This window comes from Camelimonas fluminis (assembly GCF_014656355.1).
Classification (GTDB): domain Bacteria; phylum Pseudomonadota; class Alphaproteobacteria; order Rhizobiales; family Beijerinckiaceae; genus Camelimonas; species Camelimonas fluminis.
Genome location: NZ_BNCG01000002.1, coordinates 321,825 through 343,768 on the forward strand (window position 1 = coordinate 321,825; position 21,944 = coordinate 343,768).

At 65.7% G+C, this 21,944-nt stretch carries 17 protein-coding genes; 3 read left to right on the plus strand and 14 right to left on the minus strand.

The features are described 5' to 3' along the window. Positions 1–60 precede the first annotated feature (60 nt). Positions 61–798: a transcriptional repressor LexA gene (gene lexA / locus IE243_RS04840; protein ID WP_191318211.1), complete on the plus strand. Its 738-nt coding sequence runs from the start codon at positions 61–63 to the stop codon at positions 796–798. A gap of 128 nt (positions 799–926) precedes the next feature. On the opposite strand, the gene IE243_RS04845 is transcribed toward lexA, so the two are convergent. Beyond that, positions 927–3,677: a ComEC/Rec2 family competence protein gene (locus IE243_RS04845; RefSeq protein ID WP_191318212.1), complete on the minus strand. Its 2,751-nt coding sequence runs from the start codon at positions 3,675–3,677 to the stop codon at positions 927–929. A gap of 404 nt (positions 3,678–4,081) precedes the next feature. Between IE243_RS04845 and gltX the strand changes: the two genes are divergently transcribed. Both gltX and gltA read left to right on the plus strand, forming a co-directional pair. Further along, positions 4,082–5,503 (plus strand): glutamate--tRNA ligase, encoded by a 1,422-nt coding sequence (gltX, locus tag IE243_RS04850; protein ID WP_191318213.1) that lies wholly within the window; start codon positions 4,082–4,084, stop codon positions 5,501–5,503. A gap of 527 nt (positions 5,504–6,030) precedes the next feature. Further along, positions 6,031–7,320: a citrate synthase gene (gltA, locus tag IE243_RS04855; protein WP_191318214.1), complete on the plus strand. Its 1,290-nt coding sequence runs from the start codon at positions 6,031–6,033 to the stop codon at positions 7,318–7,320. Positions 7,321–7,535: 215 nt separating this feature from the next. On the opposite strand, the gene lpxB is transcribed toward gltA, so the two are convergent. The 13 genes from lpxB to tsf all read right to left on the minus strand — a co-directional run bounded on the left by lpxB (position 7,536) and on the right by tsf (position 21,875). After that, the gene (gene lpxB / locus IE243_RS04860) at positions 7,536–8,708 is read right to left on the minus strand and encodes a lipid-A-disaccharide synthase (RefSeq protein WP_280514575.1); all 1,173 of its coding nucleotides are present in this window, start codon (positions 8,706–8,708) and stop codon (positions 7,536–7,538) included. A 214-nt stretch (positions 8,709–8,922) separates the two neighbouring features. Next, positions 8,923–9,753 (minus strand): LpxI family protein, encoded by an 831-nt coding sequence (locus IE243_RS04865; RefSeq protein ID WP_191318215.1) that lies wholly within the window; start codon positions 9,751–9,753, stop codon positions 8,923–8,925. Between the two features lie 3 nt (positions 9,754–9,756). Next, entirely contained in the window at positions 9,757–10,557 is an 801-nt protein-coding gene (lpxA, locus tag IE243_RS04870; protein ID WP_191318216.1) for an acyl-ACP--UDP-N-acetylglucosamine O-acyltransferase, read from the minus strand. Between the two features lie 2 nt (positions 10,558–10,559). Continuing rightward, complete coding sequence (fabZ, locus tag IE243_RS04875; protein ID WP_191318217.1) at positions 10,560–11,024, minus strand: 3-hydroxyacyl-ACP dehydratase FabZ; 465 nt, start codon at positions 11,022–11,024, stop codon at positions 10,560–10,562. Between the two features lie 59 nt (positions 11,025–11,083). Further along, a complete protein-coding gene (gene lpxD, locus IE243_RS04880; protein ID WP_191318218.1) occupies positions 11,084–12,124 on the minus strand; it encodes a UDP-3-O-(3-hydroxymyristoyl)glucosamine N-acyltransferase in 1,041 nt (346 codons plus the stop codon). A 100-nt stretch (positions 12,125–12,224) separates the two neighbouring features. Next, positions 12,225–14,585, minus strand: coding sequence for an outer membrane protein assembly factor BamA (bamA, locus tag IE243_RS04885; RefSeq protein WP_373301562.1), 2,361 nt, complete (start codon positions 14,583–14,585; stop codon positions 12,225–12,227). A 184-nt stretch (positions 14,586–14,769) separates the two neighbouring features. Then, positions 14,770–15,927, minus strand: a complete 1,158-nt coding sequence (rseP, locus tag IE243_RS04890; protein WP_191318220.1) for an RIP metalloprotease RseP — start codon at positions 15,925–15,927, stop codon at positions 14,770–14,772. Between the two features lie 218 nt (positions 15,928–16,145). Further along, entirely contained in the window at positions 16,146–17,363 is a 1,218-nt protein-coding gene (gene dxr, locus IE243_RS04895) for a 1-deoxy-D-xylulose-5-phosphate reductoisomerase (RefSeq protein WP_191318221.1), read from the minus strand. Between the two features lie 16 nt (positions 17,364–17,379). After that, on the minus strand, positions 17,380–18,213 hold the full coding sequence (locus IE243_RS04900; protein ID WP_191318222.1) for a phosphatidate cytidylyltransferase: 834 nt from the start codon (positions 18,211–18,213) through the stop codon (positions 17,380–17,382). Next, positions 18,210–18,986 (minus strand): isoprenyl transferase, encoded by a 777-nt coding sequence (locus IE243_RS04905; RefSeq protein WP_244642755.1) that lies wholly within the window; start codon positions 18,984–18,986, stop codon positions 18,210–18,212. The genes IE243_RS04900 and IE243_RS04905 overlap by 4 nt, the downstream gene beginning before the upstream one ends. A 197-nt stretch (positions 18,987–19,183) precedes the next feature. Then, positions 19,184–19,747 (minus strand): ribosome recycling factor, encoded by a 564-nt coding sequence (gene frr / locus IE243_RS04910; protein WP_191318224.1) that lies wholly within the window; start codon positions 19,745–19,747, stop codon positions 19,184–19,186. A gap of 179 nt (positions 19,748–19,926) precedes the next feature. After that, positions 19,927–20,637, minus strand: a complete 711-nt coding sequence (gene pyrH, locus IE243_RS04915) for a UMP kinase (RefSeq protein ID WP_191318225.1) — start codon at positions 20,635–20,637, stop codon at positions 19,927–19,929. A gap of 314 nt (positions 20,638–20,951) precedes the next feature. Continuing rightward, a complete protein-coding gene (gene tsf / locus IE243_RS04920; RefSeq protein ID WP_191318226.1) occupies positions 20,952–21,875 on the minus strand; it encodes a translation elongation factor Ts in 924 nt (307 codons plus the stop codon). Positions 21,876–21,944: the final 69 nt, after the last annotated feature.

The window sequence follows — 21,944 nt, forward strand, 5'->3', positions numbered from 1 at the left end:
CCGTGATCGTCCGGCGTTGCGACGGGCGGCCGGCTGGTCTGTCATCGGGGGTGAAAGACAATGTTGACGGCCAAACAGCACGAGCTTTTGCGTTTTATCCATCAACGCCTTCAGGAAACCGGCGTTCCGCCGTCGTTTGACGAAATGAAGGAGGCGCTGGATCTCAAATCGAAATCGGGCATCCATCGTCTGATCATGGCGCTTGAGGAGCGCGGCTTTATTCGCCGGCTGCCCAACCGGGCGCGTGCTGTTGAAGTGTTGCGGATGCCGGACATCCAGCGGGCTACTGAAGCAAGGCCCGCCCAGTCCGGCTTCCGGCCGCGCGTGGTGGCGGGCGGCAAGGGTTCCGCGACGGCGACAAAACGCACGGAGTGCGACGGGAACGCCCCGGCCATGGCGGAGGGGCAGATCCCGGGCGTGGTCGCCGTGCCGCTGATCGGCCGCATTGCCGCTGGCGTGCCGATCAGCGCCATACAGCATCAGGGCGAGAGCATTCCTCTCCCGGTTGGGCTGCTGGGAACGGGCGAGCACTACGCCCTGGAAGTACGCGGCGATTCGATGGTGGACGCCGGCATTCTTGAGGGCGACACCGTGGTGATCCGCCGTCAGGACTCCGCCGACAACGGCGACATCATCGTCGCGCTGATCGACGATGAGGAAGCAACCCTGAAACGTCTGCGCAAGCGCGGCCCCAGCGTCGAGCTGGAAGCTGCCAATCCACAGTTTGAAAACCGGGTGCTGCCGGCGGGTCGGGTGAAAATCCAGGGCAAACTCGTCAGCCTGGTGCGTCGTTACTGATGCGCAGCGTCCCGGCGTCTGAACGCCGCCATTACCTGGGGATGCTTTCGAACGGTCGCCAGCGCGCGGACGCCACGTCGCGCGCCCCTGAATCCTTTGGCTGGCAGCCGGGATTTCGCGGCCGCCGCTTACGGGACGGCGGCTTCGCTCCGCTTTCCGTGCGGGGGGCTCCCCTGGTCCGGTTGTGCGGCGTCAGCTTCGTCAGGCGCCTCCTCATCGGGCTCCGCTTTGCGAAATGCTGGCGCCCGGCCTGACGCTGGCCCGGAGGTTGCGACGCCAGGCAGATCGGCTACGCCGGACAGGTCCGCGCCCTCCTGTCGCTCTGCCTCTTTGGTGGGCTGGAAGGTCCGGCGTGCGGGCGGTTCGTATCGGGATGGTTTTGCTGGCGTCCACGGCCAGTTTTCTCCGGTCTTCCGCACACGCCTCACGGTGGCCGCGCCTTCCTGCAGATAGATGCTGGCGGCGCCCAGTTGCGCCAGTGTCTGACGGTCCAGCATCACAGCCGCGCCGCATCCCGATGGCGCGCGATGTGGCGAGACGACGACGTCGGCGCGCGCGCAATCCTCGAACAGGCTGCGCCGTTCCCGGCTCCATGCGACCGCGCCGCCATCATCGCGCGTCACGATGCAACCGAGCGGATCGCAGCGCGCTCCGGAGCGCAGGGAAGGATCGGCCGCCGTCCGCTGGTCGCCAACGGCGCGCAACCATTGTTCAACAGTGAATGACGACGGTGCGCCCAACAGCGTGACGCGCAGGCGCCCTTCAGCATCGCGTCCCGCGCCCCGCACCACCAGCGCCCCACGTCCCTGCCGGTCAGCCAGCACATCGGGGGTCGGAGCGGCCTGGAGCAGAACAAGCCCGGCAAGCGCTGGCGCAAGAGCCGCCCAGCGCAAGGGCGTCCGCCAGATGACGAACCAGACGATGGCCGCGCTGAGACACAGCAGCGCCCCCGGGCCTGGCGCGGCGACGCCGGCGACGGCGTGGGGCGTCGCGGCGATGCGCATGGCGACGTACAGCACCGGCTCGGTCGCCGCCCCCATCACCCACCAGACTGGCCAGTCGAGGCCAAGCGGCGTCAAGGCGACGCCCACGACAGCGGCCGGCATCACCACCAGCGACAGAAATGGCAGGGCCATGGCGTTGCCGATCAGCCCCAGCGGATACACGGACTGGAAGTGCCAGACGCTGAATGGTCCGGTGGCGAGTTCGCAGACAAGCGTCGTCAACCCCACCGCGACCAGCGGCGCGGCCATCCGCCGGATCAGGCCCGGTTGCGGACGCCGCCGCCGCGGTTGGCCAGGCGTGACGACGCCACGATCCGCCAGCACAATCAGCCCCGCCACGGCGGCGAACGACATCTGAAATCCCGGGCCCAGCAGGCTTTCCGGTTCGCGCACCAGCACAACCATCGCCGCCACGGCCAGATTGTGCATCGAGAGCGCGGGCCGGTCGACCAGGATGGCGCCCAGCATGGCGAGGATCATGATCAATGACCGTTCGGTCGCGACATCCGCTCCCGAGAAAATGCAATAGGCGGTCGCCCCGGCCATGGCGAGGATGGCGGCGATCTTGCGCACCGGCAGATGCAGCGCGCACCACGGCGACAGGGCCAGCGCCGCGCGCGCCGTCCAGAAGAACATGCCGGCGGCCAGCACCATGTGCAGTCCGGAAATGGAGATGATGTGGTAAATGCCGGCGGCCCGCAGCCAGACGTTGGTTTCGTCCGCGATCTGACCGCGTTTGCCGGTGACGAGGGCCGCGGCGACCGCGCCGGCCTGGCCGCCCCAGGCGCCGGCGATGCGATCGGTCAGCGTCATGCGGCGATTGTCGATCCAGGCGGCGAGACGCCATGCCCACGGCGACGCAGTGGGCGGCGCCGATGTCTCCCGCATGCTATCCTGATCGTGTTTGTCCCGCCCCTGCGCCGGAGCCCCAGGTTGCGCCGGCGCTGCATCACCCCACGCGGCCTGCATCTCATTCAGGACAGCGACCCGGCCGAGAGCTGAGCCGGAGCCCCCGATCTGCCGGAACCAGGCGTCGCGGGCGAAGTCATAACCGCCCGGGCGCGCCGCCTCCGGTGGGGGCAGCAAACGCGCCTTTGTCCGCACCATGACGCCGGCGCGCAAGGGCTCGGCCTGCCGCAAAGACAGCCTCACCAGGCGCGGCAACTGTTGCGGGGGCAGGTTCGCGAAGCTGACGGGAGCCACGAGCAGCCTCGAACCGGCTCCGCGCTGGTCCACCGCCACGATGTATCCGGTCAGTTCGCCAATGGCTGGTCGCTGCAATACGGGCGCATCGAGCGCGGCAAGCCGCAGGGCGCTGGCGGCGTAGCCAGCGGGGATCATGGCAAGCGCGATCAGCGCCATGCGCGCGGCTGGCTGACGGCGCGTCATCGCCGCAAGCAGCAGGGCGCAGGCAGCGACCAGCGAAGGGCCAGCGTCGCCCGGCGTCAACCGGTTGAAATACCAGATGACGCCGCAGCCGAAGAGCACCGGCAGCCAGAGCCAATGGCGCCGCTGGTCGATGTCCGCGCCCAGCCAGCCACGCGTCTGGGCGATGGCCATCACCGCCCAGACGCGCGGGGTCTCGGCCGGAGCCCGGCGCAGCAGCCGAGCCTCGCGCGCAAAGCCGGCCGCCAGACGGCGGGCCAGGCCAGAATAGGTCGGGAGCGACCAGAGCCCCGGGCGGGCCAGATCTTCCCGTGCTGGATCAGTTCCTGGATCAGCCGTGTCAGAAAAGCGGGAATCCGCGCCAACCTCGGCGGACGCCGCATGGGGGACCTCGGCGGCAAGCGCCGGCCCGTCCCACGCGAACGCAGGCGCACCAGACCGGCGCGGGGCGTCCGCCGCCCCACCCTGCGCTCTCGCCACTGGCTTCATGCGCCGTTCCAGCGTCAGGGCGGGTTGCGCCCGCCATACAACTGCAACAATCAACGTCCAGTCATGGCCTGCGTCTGGCTTCGACTGGCGGCGACGACATGCTACACGAGGGCATGGCGCGTTGACAGCGATCCGGCGACGGCTCCGTGCAAACGGCCGACCCGGCGCGGGTTCAGGCGTTATCCCGGCTGTGGGCTCGCGCCCGCAGCTTTATGGACGAACAATCCGATGGGGCGCCGTCTGGCGGGCATGACGTCAAACACAACGCGCCAGGACTTTGATTTTACGCAAATCCTCATGCAAAAGCAGGACGCGCTTTTGCTGGACCGGCGCAACCACATCCATCCAGACCATGGCGCCCCCAACCGGGCGTCGCTTTCCGCATTTCACACGCTGTTGAGCTCATGACCGATCAGATCATCACGCGATTCGCTCCGTCTCCCACTGGCTATCTGCATATTGGGGGCGCCCGCACCGCTCTGTTCAACTGGCTCTACGCGCGCAAGTACGGCGGCAAGATGCTGCTGCGCATCGAGGACACCGATCGCGAGCGCTCCACGGACGCCGCCATCGCCGCCATTATCGACGGCCTTGGCTGGCTGGGCCTGAACTGGGACGACGACGTGGTTTACCAGCACGGCCGCGCCGCGCGTCATCGCGAAGCAGTCGACCAGTTGCTCGCCAGCGGCGACGCTTATTATTGCTACGCCACGCCCGAGGAGTTGACGGAGATGCGCGAGCTGGCCCGCAAGGCGGGCCGGCCCATGCGCTACGACGGCCGCTGGCGCGATCGCGACGCGGCCGAGGCGCCCGCCGGCGTGAAACCGGTGGTGCGTCTCAAGGCGCCGCAGACCGGCGAAACGGTCATCGAGGACGAGGTGCAGGGTCGCGTCGTCTGGCAGAACAAGGATCTCGACGACCTGGTGCTGCTGCGCTCCGACGGCAACCCGACCTATATGCTGGCGGTCGTGGTGGACGATCACGACATGGGCGTCACCCACATCATTCGCGGCGACGATCACCTGACCAACGCGGCGCGCCAGAAGCAGATCTATGACGCGCTGGGCTGGAAGACGCCGGTGATGGCGCACATTCCGCTGATTCATGGGCCGGACGGCGCCAAGCTCTCCAAGCGCCATGGCGCTCTTGGCGTCGAGGCCTACCGCAGCATGGGCTATCTGCCGGAAGCGTTGCGCAACTATCTGGTGCGCCTCGGCTGGAGCCACGGCGACCAGGAGGTGTTTTCCACCGACGAGATGATCGCCGCCTTTGGTCTCGGCCAGATCGGCCGCTCGGCGGCGCGTTTTGATTTCGCCAAGCTGGAAAACCTCAACGGCATTTATATGCGCAACGCCAGCGACGAGCGGCTGGTGGAGGCCATTGAAGCGATCCTGCCGGAGCTGGGCCCGGCCCGCGGCCTCGGGGACAGCTTCACGCCGGAGCAGCGCGCCAAATTGCTGGCCGCCATGCCTGGCCTCAAGGAGCGCGCCAAAACCCTGGTGGAGTTGCTCGACAGCGCAGCATACCTGTATGCGGCGCGCCCGCTGCCGCTTGAGCCGAAAGCGGCGGCGCTGCTCGACGACGCGGCCCGGCGCCGGCTGGTCAGCGTGCTGTCCCACATTGAACCGTTGCAGGACTGGGCGGGCGCGGCCCTTGAGGCGGCCGTGCGCGATGTCGCGGAAGCCGAGGGCGTCAAGCTCGGCCAGGTGGCCCAGCCGCTGCGGGCCGCGCTGACCGGGAAAACCACCTCTCCCGGCCTGTTTGACGTCATGACCGTACTCGGGCGCGAGGAATCCCTCGCCCGTATCCGCGATCAGGCCGCCTGAACGGAGCGGTCGCGCCGGCCCGAGCGGCTCCGTTCCCCAGGAAAAACAAACGACGGACGGCCACGGAAACGTGGCCGTCCGCGCATTGGCTGTTCAGCGGCGCCGCATGGCCTTCAGAGCCAGCCCGGGGGCCGGCGCGGACACGCCGCAAACGCCATGGTGGATGGGTCGCCCACCTCATTGTTTTGTTTCAGGTAAAATGACGCTCGCACAGGCAGAAAACGCCAGTCCGACAGGCCCGGCGGCGCCAACGCCTGCTGTGTTGAGGCGATATCGCCACAAGCCCTCCCTGCCCCGGCCCACGGCGGCCCGTTCCCGGCGCCCGCTTCATGCGCAGACCAGCCATGCTGGAGAGCCGGAAGCGCAGTTACGCTTGAAGGCCCCCGGCAAATCGTTTACCGAAGCACTAGCTGCCTCCAGCCCTTCAGGCTTTGCGCAGCAAGATAACCCAGCACCGTGCGGCGCGGCCAACGAACTGTCCGAAGTTCGTTAGCGCCGCCCGGTCAGACCATGCCAGGGGTGATTCAATGACCGCAAAAACGGCAGCACTAAGCGTCGATGGAAACTCGGTGGACCTGAAGATCAAACAGGGCACCATCGGGCCAAGCGTCGTTGATATCGCGCCCCTGTACAAAGACACCGGGATGTTCACGTTCGACCCCGGTTTCACCTCGACCGCGTCCTGCGAGTCGCAGATCACCTACATCGACGGCGACGAAGGCATCCTGCTGTATCGCGGCTATCCGATCGAACAGCTGGCCGAGCACGGCGATTTTCTTGAGACCTGCTACCTGCTGCTGGAAGGCAAACTGCCGACCGCCCAGGAGAAGTCGGATTTCGATTATCGCGTCACCCGCCACACCATGGTGCACGAGCAGCTGCTGCGCTTCTTCCATGGTTTCCGCCGCGACGCCCACCCCATGTCGATCATGGTGGCTTCGGTCGGCGCCCTGTCGGCGTTCTACCACGACTCCACCGACATCAATGATCCGAAGCAGCGCATGATCGCTTCCATGCGCATGATCGCGAAGGTTCCGACCCTCGCCGCCCTGGCTTACAAGTATCATGTCGGCCAGCCGTTCGTTTATCCGCAGAACGATCTCGACTACACGTCGAACTTCCTGCAGATGTGCTTCGCCGTGCCGTGCGAGGAGTACAAGGTCAATCCGGTGCTGTCGCGCGCCCTTGACCGCATCTTCATCCTGCACGCCGATCACGAGCAGAACGCCTCGACCTCGACCGTGCGCCTCGCCGGTTCGTCGGGCGCCAATCCGTTCGCCTGCATCGCCGCTGGCATCGCCTGCCTGTGGGGACCCGCGCACGGCGGCGCCAACGAAGCCGCCCTCAAGATGCTTGAGGAAATTGGCACCGTTGACCGGATTCCGGAGTTCATCGCCCGCGCCAAGGACAAGAACGATCCGTTCCGCCTGATGGGCTTTGGCCACCGCGTCTACAAAAACTACGACCCGCGCGCCAAGATCATGCAGAAGACCACCCATGAGGTGCTCAACGAGCTCGGGATCAAGGACGATCCGCTGCTCGAAGTCGCCATGGAGCTGGAGCGCATCGCCCTTTCGGACGAATACTTCATCGAGAAGAAGCTGTATCCGAACATCGACTTCTATTCGGGCATCACCCTGAAGGCCATGGGCTTCCCCACCGCCATGTTCACGGTGCTGTTCGCCCTCGCCCGCACCACGGGCTGGATCGCCCAGTGGAAGGAAATGATTGAGGATCCGGCGCAGAAGATCGGCCGCCCACGCCAGCTCTACACCGGCGCGCCGCGTCGCGATTACGTCAACATCAACCAGCGCTGATTTTTCCGCGCTGGAAGACATCAACCCCGGCGATGCGCCGGGGTTTTTTATTGGCGTTCAGCAAGGAAGAGCCGCCGCGCCTTGCGGACATGCATGCCAACACGCGAAGGGAGCGCAGCTTCAGGCTGGGGATGAAGCGCGGGAGCGCGCGGACTTCCGGCCGCGCCAGAACAGATCCGGTGTGATGCGAAGCGGGTTGCTCGGACCTGCGCGGGTCAGCCCCGCCCCTGTCCGGCCATATCAATAACGATGCGCGCCGCCCGCTCCGATGGCGTTTCGTCGCCAGTCAGCATACGCGCCTCAACATCAGTCAAGGCGGCGATCTGCTCGCGCCGCTCCGGTGTTTCCGACAGCAGCGGCGCCAGGGCGGCGGACAAATTCTCCACCGTGCAATCCTGCTGGATAAATTCCGGAATGGCGTTCCTGCCAAGGATGAGATTGGCGAGCACCGCCGACGGCGCGGTAATGAGCCGGCGAAGTATGGCGCTTTCGATATTCGACACGCGGTAGGCCACCACCATGGGGACGCCGGCCAGCGCCAGCTCCAGGGTCACGGTGCCCGAGGCGGCCAGCGCCGCGTCAGCCTGCTGGAAAGTCTGGAGTTTCGCTTCCTCGCCCAGAACGATGCGCGGCGGTGTTTTCCATGCGGCGACGCCCTGGCGGATCTCATCTTCCAGGTGACGGACCGCCGGCAGCACCAGATCGAAACGCAGGCCCCGATCGTGCAACTGGCCGAGGGTTTCGCCGAATACGGTCAGCAGGCGGGAGATTTCACTGCGTCGGCTACCCGGCAGCACCAGCAACGCCGGCGGCGAGGCCAGCGGGTGACCGATTTTCCGCTCTCCCCGCAGCAGCGGCAGTTTCTCAATCAGCCGATGGCCGACATATGTGCACGGCGGCCCGCCCAGTTGCCGGTGTGCTTCCGGTTCAAACGGCAGCAACGCCAGCAAATGATCAACGTAAGCCGCCATCTTGCGCGCCCGGCCCGGGCGCCAGGCCCAGACGCTGGGGCTGACATAGTCCACAATCGGCAGCGTCGGCAGGCGTTTGCGCACCCGCTTCGCCACCGCATGGGTGAAATCCGGACTATCGATAATGACCAGCACGTCAGGCTGCGCCGCGACAATGGCTTTGACGGTCTGGTAGACCCGCCGGATCAATGTGGGCAGCCGCATGATCGGCGCGATGAAGCCCATGACGGCGATGTCAGACAGGGGAAACAGGCTCTGGAGGCCTTCGTGCGCGAGACGCTCGCCACCGACTCCGCCGAAACTGACGCCATCGGAACCCAGCCGCTGCTTCAACGCGGCGGCAAGCCCGGCCCCAAGCTGATCGCCGGATTCCTCGCCACAAACCATCCAGACCTTCAGGGGACCTGCTGCTTTCACCTTGTCCTCCCAGGGATGCGCGTCCCGGAGCAGACGCGCGGGCCAACCGCGTGCAACCGCATCATGGCAAAGCGACAGAACGCCGCCGTGAACCCGATTTCACCGGCGTCGCTCCAGGGCAGAATCAGTTCGTGCTGGACCGGATTCGCGCGCGACCATCCCGAATTGACATGACCTCTTCACGCGAAGCGGAGTCCACCTCGATGAAAATGCTCTAGACGGCCGATGCGCCGATCAGAAAGACCTTCCGCCGGTTGGCTTCCGCGACCGTCGCCGCCTGATTGATAATCATCGTCTTGCCGGCGCCGACTGCGATGCCGGCGAATCCCGCCGCCGCAGCGCACCGCACCGTGCGCGGGCCGATCACTGGCATGTCAATGCGCAGATCCTGCCCCGCCTTGGCGTTCTTCACCAGAACCGGCGCCTGATCCGAGCGTGGCAGACGGCCGCTTCCCCACAACTTGCGCACGCGGGCAATCATGGCGTCGGTGCCTTCTGGTCCTTCGACAGCACAGACCCGCGCGCCAGCAACGACAACGGCCTGCCCAACATCATATGGCGAGAGACTGGCGAGCACGGCGAAGCCAATGTCCACGGCGGCGGCCGCCGCCGCCGGCGTCTCGCCCAGCACGCCTTCGGGCGCCAGCAATTCCGGCGCGAGATCATGGACGCCTGCGACCGGAAACCCCTGATCTTCCAGAAGATTGACCACGCCGCGCAGAAGCCCGTCATCCCCGGAGGCGGCGAGACGGGCGATCAGCTCACGATTACGGAAAGCAGAATAGGCCCCCAGCAGGGCGAGCGGCCCCGGGCGATGTACATAGCCGGCCAGGCTCACCGAGCAAGGTCGCCAGGAATGCAGGACGTCAAGCACGCCCTGGGCGTCGAGCAGGTCGCGCACGGCGCCTGCGGCGCGGCGCGTCGCCCGATCGGCAAAGCCGCGCAGCGCAAGGATCTGAACCGGACGGCCACGCTGACGCAGGGCTTGCGCCAACGCCAGCGGCAGTGACCCGCCGCCGGCCAGAATGGCGACCGGCGCCTCCATTGATCAGCTCTCGGCCTGTCGCGGAGTACAGATCGCCCGGTCTCCGCCCTCACGGATAAACGCCAGCACCTCGGTGACCAGCGGATGGCCGCCCAGTTCGCTCTCAGCATCGGCCACACGCTCCAGCAGCGTGCCTTCCGCAGCGAACAGCAGACGATAGGCCCGGCGCAGGGCGTGAATATCCTCACGCGCGAAACCGCGCCGCTTCAGCCCGACCAGATTGAGGCCAGCCAGATGGGCGCGATTGCCGATGACCATGCCGTAAGGGATGAGATCATTCTCAAGCCCCGACATGCCGCCAACGAACGCATGCGCCCCAACGCGGGTGAACTGGATGACAGCCGAGCCGCCCCCCAGGATGACGTGATCTCCCACCGTGACATGGCCGGCCAGCATCACATTGTTGGACATGATGACATTGCTGCCGACGTGACAGTCATGGCCGATGTGGGAATTCGCCAGCAGGGCGCAACGGTCGCCGACCACCGTCGCCATTCCGCCGCCCGCCGTTCCGGGGTTGATGGTAACCCCTTCACGGATCATGCATTCCGCGCCGACGCTCAGCGTCGACGGCTCGCCGGCGTATTTGAGATCCTGCGGCGCGTGTCCGATCGACGCGAACGGGTAGATCTTCGTGCGGGCGCCAATGGTGGTGTGGCCGGCGACCGCCACATGGCTGACCAGCTCAACGCCGTCGCCAAGCGTGACATCGGGGCCAACCGTGCAAAACGGGCCAATGCTGACGCCGTCGCCGAGCTTCGCCGCCGGATCAACGACAGCAAGTTGATGGATGCGGCCGCCCATGGTCACTCGAGCACCAGCATGGCCGAGACCTCAGCCTCCGCGACCAGAACGCCGTTGACCTTGGCCTCGCCGCGATACCACCACATGTTGCGGCGGTTATTGAGCTTGCGCATGTGAAACTCGACAACGTCCCCCGGCTCCACCGGCTTGCGGAACTTGCACTTGTCGATGGTCATGAAAAACACCTGCTTCGGCGCTTTGGACTCAGCAATTTTGCTGGCGACGCAGATCGCGCCGGCGGTCTGCGCCATGCCCTCGATCAACAGGACGCCTGGAAACAGCGGACGGGTCGGAAAATGCCCCTGAAACTGCGGCTCGTTGAACGTGACGTTCTTGATGCCGATACAGGATTCATCGCGATCAATCTCAATGATGCGGTCAACGAGCAAGAATGGATACCGATGGGGCAGATAGCTCATGATCTGCACAATATCCGCCGACTCCAGCTTCTGCGGCGCCCCTTCCATCAAAATGCTCCTTGCTGATGCCCGTCACGACCGTGGACCGATCTGACCTTCAAGATTGTTCACTTGTTCCTGTCGCGCGACGCAAGCTTTTTCAGCGCCGCGATTTCACGGAACCATTCCTTGACCGGACGCGCTGGCGTTCCGCCCCAGATGGAGCCCGGCGGCACGTCCGAATTGACATTCGACGTCGCGGCGATCTGGGAGCCGGCCCCGACGCGAACATGACCGATCACGCCGACCTGACCGCCGATAACCACATAATCCTCAATGGTGGAGCTGCCAGCTATGCCCACCTGGGAGACGATGACGCAATGACGACCGATCACCACGTTGTGGGCAATCTGCACAAGATTGTCGATCTTCGTGCCCTCGCCGATCATGGTGTCGCGCGTGGCGCCGCGGTCAACCGTGGTGTTGGCGCCGATCTCCACGTCATCCTGTATGATCACGCGTCCGATTTGCGGCAACTTCAGGTGCGAGCCCCCCATGGCGAAGCCAAAACCGTCCTGGCCAACGCGCGCGCCCGGGTGAATGATCACCCGGTTGCCCAGCAACGCGTGCTGCAGCACCACGCCTGGAGCGATGGAACAGTCACGGCCGATGCGCACGCCCGGACCCACCACTGACGTCGCGCCAATCACCGTGCCGCGCCCCACTTCGGCGCCAGCGCCAATCACCGCGCCGGGGTCAATGACCGCCCCCTGCTCGATGCGCGCGTCCGGATGCACGATGGCGCCCGGCGCCACGCCGGAAGCGCCGAAAAATGAACCGGGCCGCATGGCGTCGGGAAACAGCTCCGCCAGAACGCGAGCGTAAGCGCGGTGCGGGTCCTTGCAGACAATGGCGACCGACCCGGCCCCCACCCTCGGGGCGTACCGGTCCGCCACCAGCACCACGCCGGCGCGCGTGGCGCCCAGCTGCGCCACGTATCTGGCGTTGTCCATATAGGACAACTCGTCCGGTCCGGCGCTTTCCAGCGGCGCGACGCCGAGAATTATCCGCGACGGGTCGACGCCTTCTGGAAGAGGCACGCCAGCCAGTGCTGCGACCTCCTGCAGGGCGATGCCGCGCACGGGCCTGAAGAATACCGGGTCAGTCATTATCCGGGGCCATACAGTGAAAACGGCGGGACGTCCAGAAGACGCCCCGCCGCGAAGGATTCAGACACAAGCGGCCGCATGATCGCCCGCCAGCGATAGATCAGAAGCTGCCGCCACCAGAGAAGCGGAACGCCTGGGTGCGGTCGCCGGTCGCCTTCGAAAGCGCATAAGCGTAGTCGAAGCGGATGGGACCGAGCGGCGACTGCCACAGGATGCTGGCGCCGACCGACGAACGGATCGACTTGGAGTCGTAGACGTTCACGCATTCCGGCTGAACCGGCAGGCCCGCGGTGCTGCAGCCCATGGCGCCCCAGCCCTCGATCACGCCGTTGTTGTTCAGGTCGAAGTAGCGCTTGCCCTTGTAGCCATAGAGCGTGCCGGCGTCGGCAAACAGGGCGCCCTTCAGGCCAATCTCACGCGGAACCAGCGGGATCGGGAACTGAACTTCAACGCTGGCGCCGAAGTAGGTGGTGCCGCCGATGCCGTTCGTGGCCGGATCGCCATTCAGGTCACGCGGGCCAATGCCGGACGGAGCGAAGCCGCGCACCAGCGTCGGGCCCATGAAGAACTGGTCGGTCAGGCGCAGGTCCTTGCCGCCGATCGGGCTGATGTGACCGCCCTGGATCTTCAGGATGCCGACCACGTCGTCGAACAGCTCGCGGTAGTAACGGGCCTCACCGGTGGCGCGAATGAACTTCGAGTCACCGCCGAGACCAGCCACCTCAGGACGAACCTCGGCGAAGATACCGCTGTGCGGATCCTTGACGTTGTCCAGCGTGCTGTAGGTCAGCGTGGCGCCAACCAGCGACGTGATGGTGTTGCCGCGCGATTCCTTCACCGCGATCGAGGCTTCGCCGTCGTAAGCGCAGTTCGGATAGTACGACAGGGCGCCAGGCCCGCCGTCGTACAGATACAGGCCGCGGCCCGGATCGCTCGGCGAGAACACCGTGGTGTAGCCTGGCAGCGGAACGCTACAGTCGTTGTACGGCTTCTTGTAGGTGTTCGGCACCTTCAGGTTGGTCTGATACAGCGAGTAACGCAGCTGCATCGAGAACTCTTCCGTGATCGGCAGACCGAAACGGATGGTGCCGCCCGACGTCCGCGTCTCGTAGTTACCGTACTTGGTGTTGTCGACATACTTCGTGAAGATGTCGAAGCCGGCGGCGAGGCGCTGACCGAGGAAGTACGGCTCGGTGAACGAGAGCTGCACGCCGTTGGCGCGCTGGCCGAGCTGGCCGGCGAGGCGCACGTACTGGCCGCGACCCATGAAGTTGGATTCGGAAACGGCCACTTCACCGATGATGCCGTCCTGGGTCGAGTAACCGCCCGACACCGAGAACTGACCCGTGGCCTGATCTTCAACGTCGATGTTCAGCACCACGCGGTCAGGCTGGCTGCCCGGTTCGTTGGTGACGCGCACCTTCTTGAAGTAGCCAAGGTTGTTCAGGCGGCGCTCGGCGCGATCGACGAGCACCTTGTTGTAGGCGTCGCCTTCCTCCAGATCGAGCTCGCGGCGAATGACATAGTCACGCGTACGGGCATTGCCGCGGATGTTGATGCGCTCAACATAAACGCGCGGACCTTCCTCGACCACGTAGGTCAGGCCGATGGTGTTGTTCTGGCTGTCGCGAACGCCAGCCGGACGGACCTGAGCGAAGGGATAACCACGACGCATCACGTCCGTGGTCATCGACTCCATGCCCTTCTCGATGGCGTCGGCGTCATAGACGTCGCCAGCGGAGGTCTTCATGCGCTTGCGCACGTCCTCAGCGGAAACGCCCGGAATGCGGGATTCCACATTCACGTCGGCGACGCGATAGGGCTGCCCCTCTTCCACGCCAATGGTGACGACCCAGCCGCCCTTGGCGTCGTCGAACGCCGCGTCGCTCTGCACGATGCGGAAATCGGCGTAACCATGCTTCAGATAGAAGCGACGGATAGCGTCCTCGTCCTGGGCGATCTTGTCCGGATCATAAACGTCGGAGGTCTTCAGCCACGACAGCAGATTCATTTCCGTCGTCTGCATCAGGTTGCGCAGACGCGTGGACGAATAGGCGTGGTTGCCGACGAAATTGATTTCCTTGACGCCGGTCTTGTCGCCTTCCTTGATGGTGAAGACGACGTCAACACGACCATTGTCGAGCGGAACAACACGGCTGGAAACGGTGGCGAACCCACGACCGCCGCGCTTGTAGATCTCACGCAGCAGCGCCTCGTCGCTCTGGACCGTCGCCGGGCTGTAGGGATCACGCGCCTTGGTCGACAACTCGCCAAGAAGGACATCCTTCTGGATCTTCTTGTTACCCTCGAAGACCACGCGATTGACGATCTGACGCTCACTGGCGCGGGAGGCGCTGCGGTGCTGCCCATAGCCCTCCGCTGCCGTCTGGGCCTGCACGCCAACGACGCCAGTCGCCAGCAGAAGCCCGGTCGCAAGAGCAAGACGGCTCACGCCTGTCATACCCACACTGCGGATCGTTGCAGTCACATTCATAAACTGGCCGCCCTGATTCTTATGGACCCCTTCAAGGGGGCGCTATCCATGCGTTCTACGCTGCCTCTCAAAATGCTTCTAACGGGTTTACGTCCGCATGCAATCGAAGAGAGGGTTAACAAAAGGTTTTTTCCCAACCGTGGTTACGAAGTCACGATGCCCGCAGACCAAACAGACTGCCCAGATGCATAAGATCGTTCCATGTCACGAACAGCATCAGCATCAGCACGAGGGCAAGACCAATGCGAAATCCATACTCCTGGAGACGCTCGCTCATGGGTCGCCCCCGCACGGCCTCCACTGCATAAAACAGCAGGTGTCCCCCGTCGAGCATCGGAATGGGAAAGAGGTTAAGCAACCCGATCGACACGGACAGGAAAGCGGCCAGGTTGAGCAGCGGCGTCAGTCCCATCTGCGCCACGTGGCCAGACACCTGGGCGATGCGGATCGGACCGGAAAGCTGGTCCACGGATTCCTTGCCGACGATGAGCTTGCCCAGATAGGCGAAGGTGCGATCCACCACGCGCCAGGTTTCCAGCGTCCCCATTTTCAGGGAATCCAGCGGGCCATAGTGGCGAACCTGGGCGTCCGCCGGATTGCGCGAGCCCTGCACGCCCAGCATGCCGATGCGCTGCTTGCCGAACGGCGTCGACAGCTCGCGCACGGATGGCGTGGCCTCAATGTGAATCACCGAACCGCCGCGATCCACAGTGAATTCCAGTTTTTCCCCAGCGCTGCCGGAAATAATGCGCTGCATGTCGGCGAAATTGGAGATCGCCTCGCCGTCGATCGCCTTCACCAGATCGCCGGCGTGGAACCCCGCCTGGGCGGCGACGCTGTTCTCCTGCACCGCTTCGACGCGCGGGATCAGCTCCATCCGGCCATAGGCGAAGATGGTGAGACTGAAAATAGCGATGGCGAGGATGAAGTTGGCCACCGGCCCGGCGGCGACGATGGCGGCGCGGCGCGGCAGGCTGGCGTGGTGGAAACTGCGCGCCCGCTCCGCCGCGCTCATGCCCGCAAGCCCCGCGTGATCCGGCGTGCTGGCGGCGCCGGCGTCGCCCTCAAACTTCACATAGCCGCCAAGCGGAATGGCCGAGACTTTCCAGCGCGTTCCGTGTCGATCGGTCCAGCCGAACAGCTCGCGGCCGAATCCGATCGAGAAGGCCTTCACCCCGACGCCGCACCAGCGACCGACGATGTAGTGCCCGTACTCATGCACGAACACCACAATCGAGAGCACAAAAATGAAAGGGATGACCGAGCCAAGAAATGACCCGAACAGACCTGTCAGCCCGCTGATATCCATCGCGCTTTCACTCTCCGCAAATATTGCCGCCTGCCTGGGGAGAAATCCGGTCAAATCACTTGAGGAATGTCATCCATCTCGTTGATTTCACCTTGCTTTACCCAAGGGAAGCGACGCGACGCCCCGCGAGGAAAACGCTATGGCGCCCCTGTGCATATATCAAACTGAATCCTGGCTGTATTCGGGCGCCAGCGCCCGAAACAGGCCGCCGCCCGCCGTCAGCCGGCGCACCCCGCCCGCAACGCCGCCGTAGCCCTGGCGCGGGCTTCCGCGTCGATCTCAAGGGCGTCGTCGATGCTGGACGGCGCCGCCGCGCCAGCCATGGTTTCGCAAACGCCCGCGATAAGCGTCGGGATGGCGCAGAAGCCGATGCGCCCGGCGAGAAAGGCGGCGACAGCCACCTCATTGGCGGCGTTGAGCACGGCGGCGGCGCCGCCGCCGGCGGCCATCGCCTCCTGGGCCAGCCGCAACGCCGGGAATCGCGCGAGATCCGGCGCGCCGAATGTCAGGGAGCCGATGTTCGCCAGATCCAGACGTGGCGTCGACAGCTTGAGACGTTCCGGCAGCCCGAGGCAATGACCTATGGGAATGCGCATATCCGGCGAGGCCATGCCAGCGGTCACCGATCCATCCGTGAAGGCAACCATCCCGTGGATGACCGACTGGGGATGCACCAGCACGTCAAGCCGCTCCGGCGGCAGGCCGAACAGGTGCATGGCCTCGATCAGCTCCAGCCCCTTGTTCATCAGCGTGGCGGAATCAATGCTGATCTTGGGCCCCATGGCCCAGGTGGGGTGGGCCAGCGCCTGGGCGGGGGTGATGTCGGCCATGGCGTCGGCGGACCAGTCGCGGAAGGGACCGCCGGAAGCGGTGAGCGTCATGCGCTCCACCCTGTCGACAGTCTCCGCGCCCAAAGCCTGAAAAAGCGCATTGTGCTCGGAATCGACTGGCAGAACCGCCACCCGACGCGCCGCCGCGTCGCGCATGAAGGCTTCGCCAGCGCAGACAAGGCACTCCTTGTTGGCGAGCGCCATCACCCGTCCCGGCTGCATCGCCGCGTGCGTCGGGCGCAGGCCGGCAGCGCCGGAAATGGCCCCGACCACCACGTCGCAGGAAAGGGCGATGGCGTCGGCCACCGCCGCCTCGCCAGCTCCGCTGGCCACGCCGGTCCCTTCCAGCGCATCACGCAACGCCGCGCCCAGCGACGGGTTGGCCATGGCGACGAATTCCGGGGCAAGCTGACGGGCGAGGCCGGCAACGCCATCGATGTCGGAGCCCGCCACGAGGGCGGCGACGCGGAAACGGTCGCGATGCTCCTCCAGCACGGCGGCAGTCGAGCGACCAACGGACCCGGTGGCCCCCAGAACCGTCACGCGGCGAACGCCCGTAGCCGACTCCGGCGAGCGCTCGGGCGCGGTGTGGAGATGCACGCTCATCGCTTGCCGTCCATGATCAGAGAATCCCAAGCAGCATGCCGGCCGCGACCAGCGCGGTCACTGCCCAGAAGCCGTCGAGACGGTCCAGAACGCCGCCGTGGCCGGGTATCAGCGCGCCAGAATCCTTGACGCCGGCATGACGTTTCAGGGCCGATTCAGCCAGATCGCCGCCCTGCCCGAGCACCGAGGCCAGCGCCGACACGGCGACCAGATTCCACGACAGGCTCCAGCCGAATCCAAGGGTGAGCAGCGCCACCCCGGCCAGGGCTCCGAACAGGGTTCCGCCTGCGAACCCGGACCAGGTCTTGCCGGGGCTGACCCGGGGCCACAACTTCGGCCCACCGAATGTTTTGCCAGTAAAATAGGCTGCGATGTCGGTGGTCCAGACCACCGCGAACATCCAGAGCAGAACGCCGGGACCGATCATCGGCAGATGCCGCGCGGCGACCGGCGTGACCGCCAGCACGGCGCCGACGGCAAAGGCGAGCAGCGTCTGCAAGGCGCCCGCGCCCGAGCGGGTGATGGCGTAGCCGAGCCCGGCGCTGGCAGCGGCGCCAGCGAGCACCGCCGCTTCCGGCCAGCCAGCGAAGGCTGCGAGACCGGTCAGACCAACAGCGACGGCGGCGGCCAGTCCGGCGGGGCCGCGCGCTGGCGCGGGGATGGGCTGGGCCATGGCGCACCACTCGCGGGCGGCGACAGCGCCGGCCAGCGACCAGACGATGGCCAGCGGCCAGCCGCCGCTCCAGGCGGAGCCGAGCGCCACAGCGCCCAGAACGATGGCCGACGCGGTGCGCAGCCCAAGTTCGGAACGCCCTCCGCCGGCGCCGCCTGACAGGAATCCGCCGCTCAAGCCTCTTTGCCTCCCCCAGCCTGGACGCCGGCCTCGCCAACGCCGCCAAAGCGCCTGTCGCGCCGGGCGAACTCGGCGATGGCGGCGCTCAACGCCTCCCCGTCGAAATCAGGCCACAGCACGGGCGTGAACACATATTCTGAATAGGCCGTCTGCCAAGGCAGGAAGTTGGACGTGCGGATCTCGCCTGACGTGCGGATAACCAGGTCAGGATCAGGCATGCCGCCGGTATCGAGCATGCGGCTGACCAGTCCCTCGCAAACGTCCCCAGGCTTCAGTTGGCCAGCGACCGCCAGTTCAGCAATACGTCGCGCCACAGCGGTGATTTCCTGCCGCCCGCCATAGTTGAACGCAACCACGAGGTTGAGCCCGGTGTTGTGCGCGGTGCGCTTCTCGGCTTCCTCAAGGATCGCGCAAACGTCGCCCTTCAACCCCTCCCGCTCGCCAATAAAGCGGATGCGAACGTTGATGCTCTCAAGATCAGCGAGATCGCGGCGAAAGAACAGGCGCAGCAGCCCCATGAGCGCGCCAACCTCTGCGGCTGGCCTGCGCCAGTTCTCCGAGGAAAACGAATATACCGTCAGATATTCGAGGCCGAGATCGACGGCCGCGCGGACCGTGCGCCGCAGCGCCTCGACGCCGCGCCGGTGGCCTTCGGCGCGCGGCAGACCACGGCGGGTCGCCCAGCGGCCATTGCCATCCATGATGATGGCGACATGGCGCACCGCAGGCGTCGTGCCGGCATCCACGTCTCCGGACGGGGGCGTCGTCAAATTGTCACCTGCAACGCCCATGCGTCCCCCGAGCCGACCAGACATGGCCGGAGTGACCAGCATCTGGCCGACCCATGCCTCCGGCGGGACGGGCTCCCGCCTGCTTTACCATATCCCGCCTGTGACAGGCAGGCGCATCCGACGCCGGCGCGCTATCGTTACGCCGGGGAGCGGGCATTCCCCCTGGAAAACCCCCGTCAGACCTGCATGATTTCCTTTTCCTTGGTCGCGACGGTCTGGTCGGCCTCGGTCACGGCCTGGTCGGTGGCCTTCTGCACCTGGTCGCCAAAGCGGGTCTGGTCGTCCTCGCTGATATCGCCAGCCTTTTCCAGCTTCTTCAGCAGGTCCATGCCGTCGCGGCGCACATGACGGATGGCCACCTTGGCCTCCTCGCCATATTTGTGCGCGACCTTGACCATCTCCTTGCGACGCTGCTCGTTCATCTCCGGAATGCGCAGGCGGATGACCTGGCCTTCGGTGTTGGGATTGAGCCCAAGGTCCGACTCGCGGATCGCCTTTTCAACCGCGCTGACCATACCGCGATCCCAGACCTGGACGCTGAGCAGGCGCGGCTCCGGCACCGAAATCGTCGCCACCTGGCTGATCGGTGTCGCGGCGCCGTAAGCGTCAACCGAGATCGGATCGAGCAGGTTTGAGGACGCGCGGCCGGTGCGCAGGCTCGCCAGGTCATGGCGCAGCGCATTGATGGCGCCGGTCATGCGGCGCTTGATGTCTTCAAGATCGAAATTCGCGGTCGTCATATGTCTCGCCCTGGCAATCGGTTTGGTTCAGTGGCGTCGCCCGTGGCGCGCCAGGCGGAAGAGGCGGCGACGCCGTCCCCACCCCGGACAGATGGCAGCTTCATAGCGGCTTTACGCGCCGCACGCGAGCATCGCGCGGCAGGAAACGAAAACCGCAAACGAAAAACCGCCCCAGCGCCTTATTGCGGCGCGACCAGCGTGAAGGCGCCCTCGCCGCGCAACGCGGCGCAAATGGCGCCCGGCTTGTGCAGCGAAAACACCAGGATGCTGAGCCCGCTGTCGCGCGCCAGGGCAAAGGCCGCCGTGTCCATCACCTTCAGGTCGCGGGCGATGGCCTCCGCATGGGTCAGCCGGTCGAAGCGGATGGCCTGCGGATTGGCGCGCGGGTCGGAATCGTAGACGCCGTCTACGTTTGTGCCCTTCAGCAGCACATCGCATTCCAGCTCGGCGGCGCGCAGCGCCGCGCCGGTATCCGTCGTGAACCACGGGTTGCCGGTGCCGCCGCCCAACACCACCACCTTGCCATTGCCCAAATGGTCAATGGCGCGCCGGCGGGCGTAGCTCTCGCACAGCGCCGGCATGGCGATGGCGGACATGGCGCGGGCGGGAATGCCGGCCGCCTCGATGGCGTGCTCCAGCGCCAGGGCGTTCATCACCGTGCCCAGCATGCCGATCGAATCGCCCGCGTTGCGGGTGAGACCGCGCGAGAGGCCCTGGACGCCCCGGAAAAAATTGCCCCCGCCGACGACAATGGCGATCTCGAAGCCCAGGCGGTTGGCTTCGGCGATGTCGGCGGCGACCGCCGTAAGGGTCTCGCCATGCAGCCCCGACCCGTTCGGACCGGCGAGCGCCTCACCGGACAGCTTGAGCAGCGCGCGTTTAACCTGCATGCGATCCCCCAAATTTCTGGACTGGTGGCCCGACGTTCTCCCGCCAGCCCGGCAAAGGGCGGGCGGGACAACGCCGTCACGATCTGGCGAAGCGGCTACGCCTCGCAAAAAAGGCTCTGATGCGCCAACCCCGGCCAAACGGGCCGGGGTTGGTAAAACCGGACGGTCACGGCGGCCCGATCGCAATTGTCGCGATCGGCCTGCAACCGAACCTGCGTTGGAAGCCAGCTGATCCATCAGATCAACATAGCCATCCAGATCATTGTCGCCGCGTCGATTTCAGTCGAACCAGGGCGGCGTCCGCCGGACGAAAATCAGCCCTTGGCGGCGGCGGCGACTTCAGCAGCGAAGTCCGGAGCTTCTTCCTTCTCGATGCCGTCGCCCAGACCGTAACGCACGAAGCCCTTCAGGGCGACCGGCGCGCCAACCTTGCCTTCAGCCTCCTTCAGGACCTGGTTGATGGTCTTCGAGGGATCGTGGATGAACGGCTGCTCAACAAGGGTGTTCTCCTTGAAGTAGCTCTTCATGCCGCTCTCGACGATCTTCTCGAGCACGTTCTCGGGCTTGCCGGCGTTCTTGTCGCGCAGGATCGCCTTCTCGCGCTCCAGCACCTCCGCCGGGATCGACGCGGCGTCGAGGCCAGCCGGGCTGGTGGCGGCGACGTGCATGGCGATCTGACGACCGAGAGTCTCAAGCAGCGAGACGTCGCCGGTCGACTCCAGCGCGACCAGCACGCCGATCTTGCCAAGGCCCTCGCCGGCGGCGTTGTGGACGTAAGTGGCGATGAAGCCGCTGTTCACATGCAGACGGTCGACGCGGCGCAGGTTCATGTTCTCGCCGATGGTGGCGATCAGGTCCTGCAGGCGATCCTTGATGGTGACGCTCTCACCCGGAAAATGGGCGGCTTCGAGGTTGGCCAGCGTGCCGTCGCCATTGAGGGCGATCTTGGCGGCTTCACGGGCGAACGCCTGGAAGCTGTCGTTGCGGGCGACGAAGTCGGTCTCGGAGTTCACCTCGACAATCGCGGCGGTCTTGCCCGACGACTCAACGGCGACCAGACCTTCGGCGGCGACGCGGCCGGCCTTCTTAGCGGCCTTGGACAGACCCTTCTTGCGCAGCCAGTCAACCGCGGCCTCGATGTCGCCGCCGGTCTCGTTGAGCGCCGACTTGCAGTCCATCATGCCCGCGCCGGTCTTCTCACGAAGCTCTTTCACCATTGCGGCTGTAATGTTCGACATGGTCGTCCCCTGAAAATATGGCCCGGAACATGCGTCCGGCCCGGAGCATTTTCAAGCGCGGCCGACGCA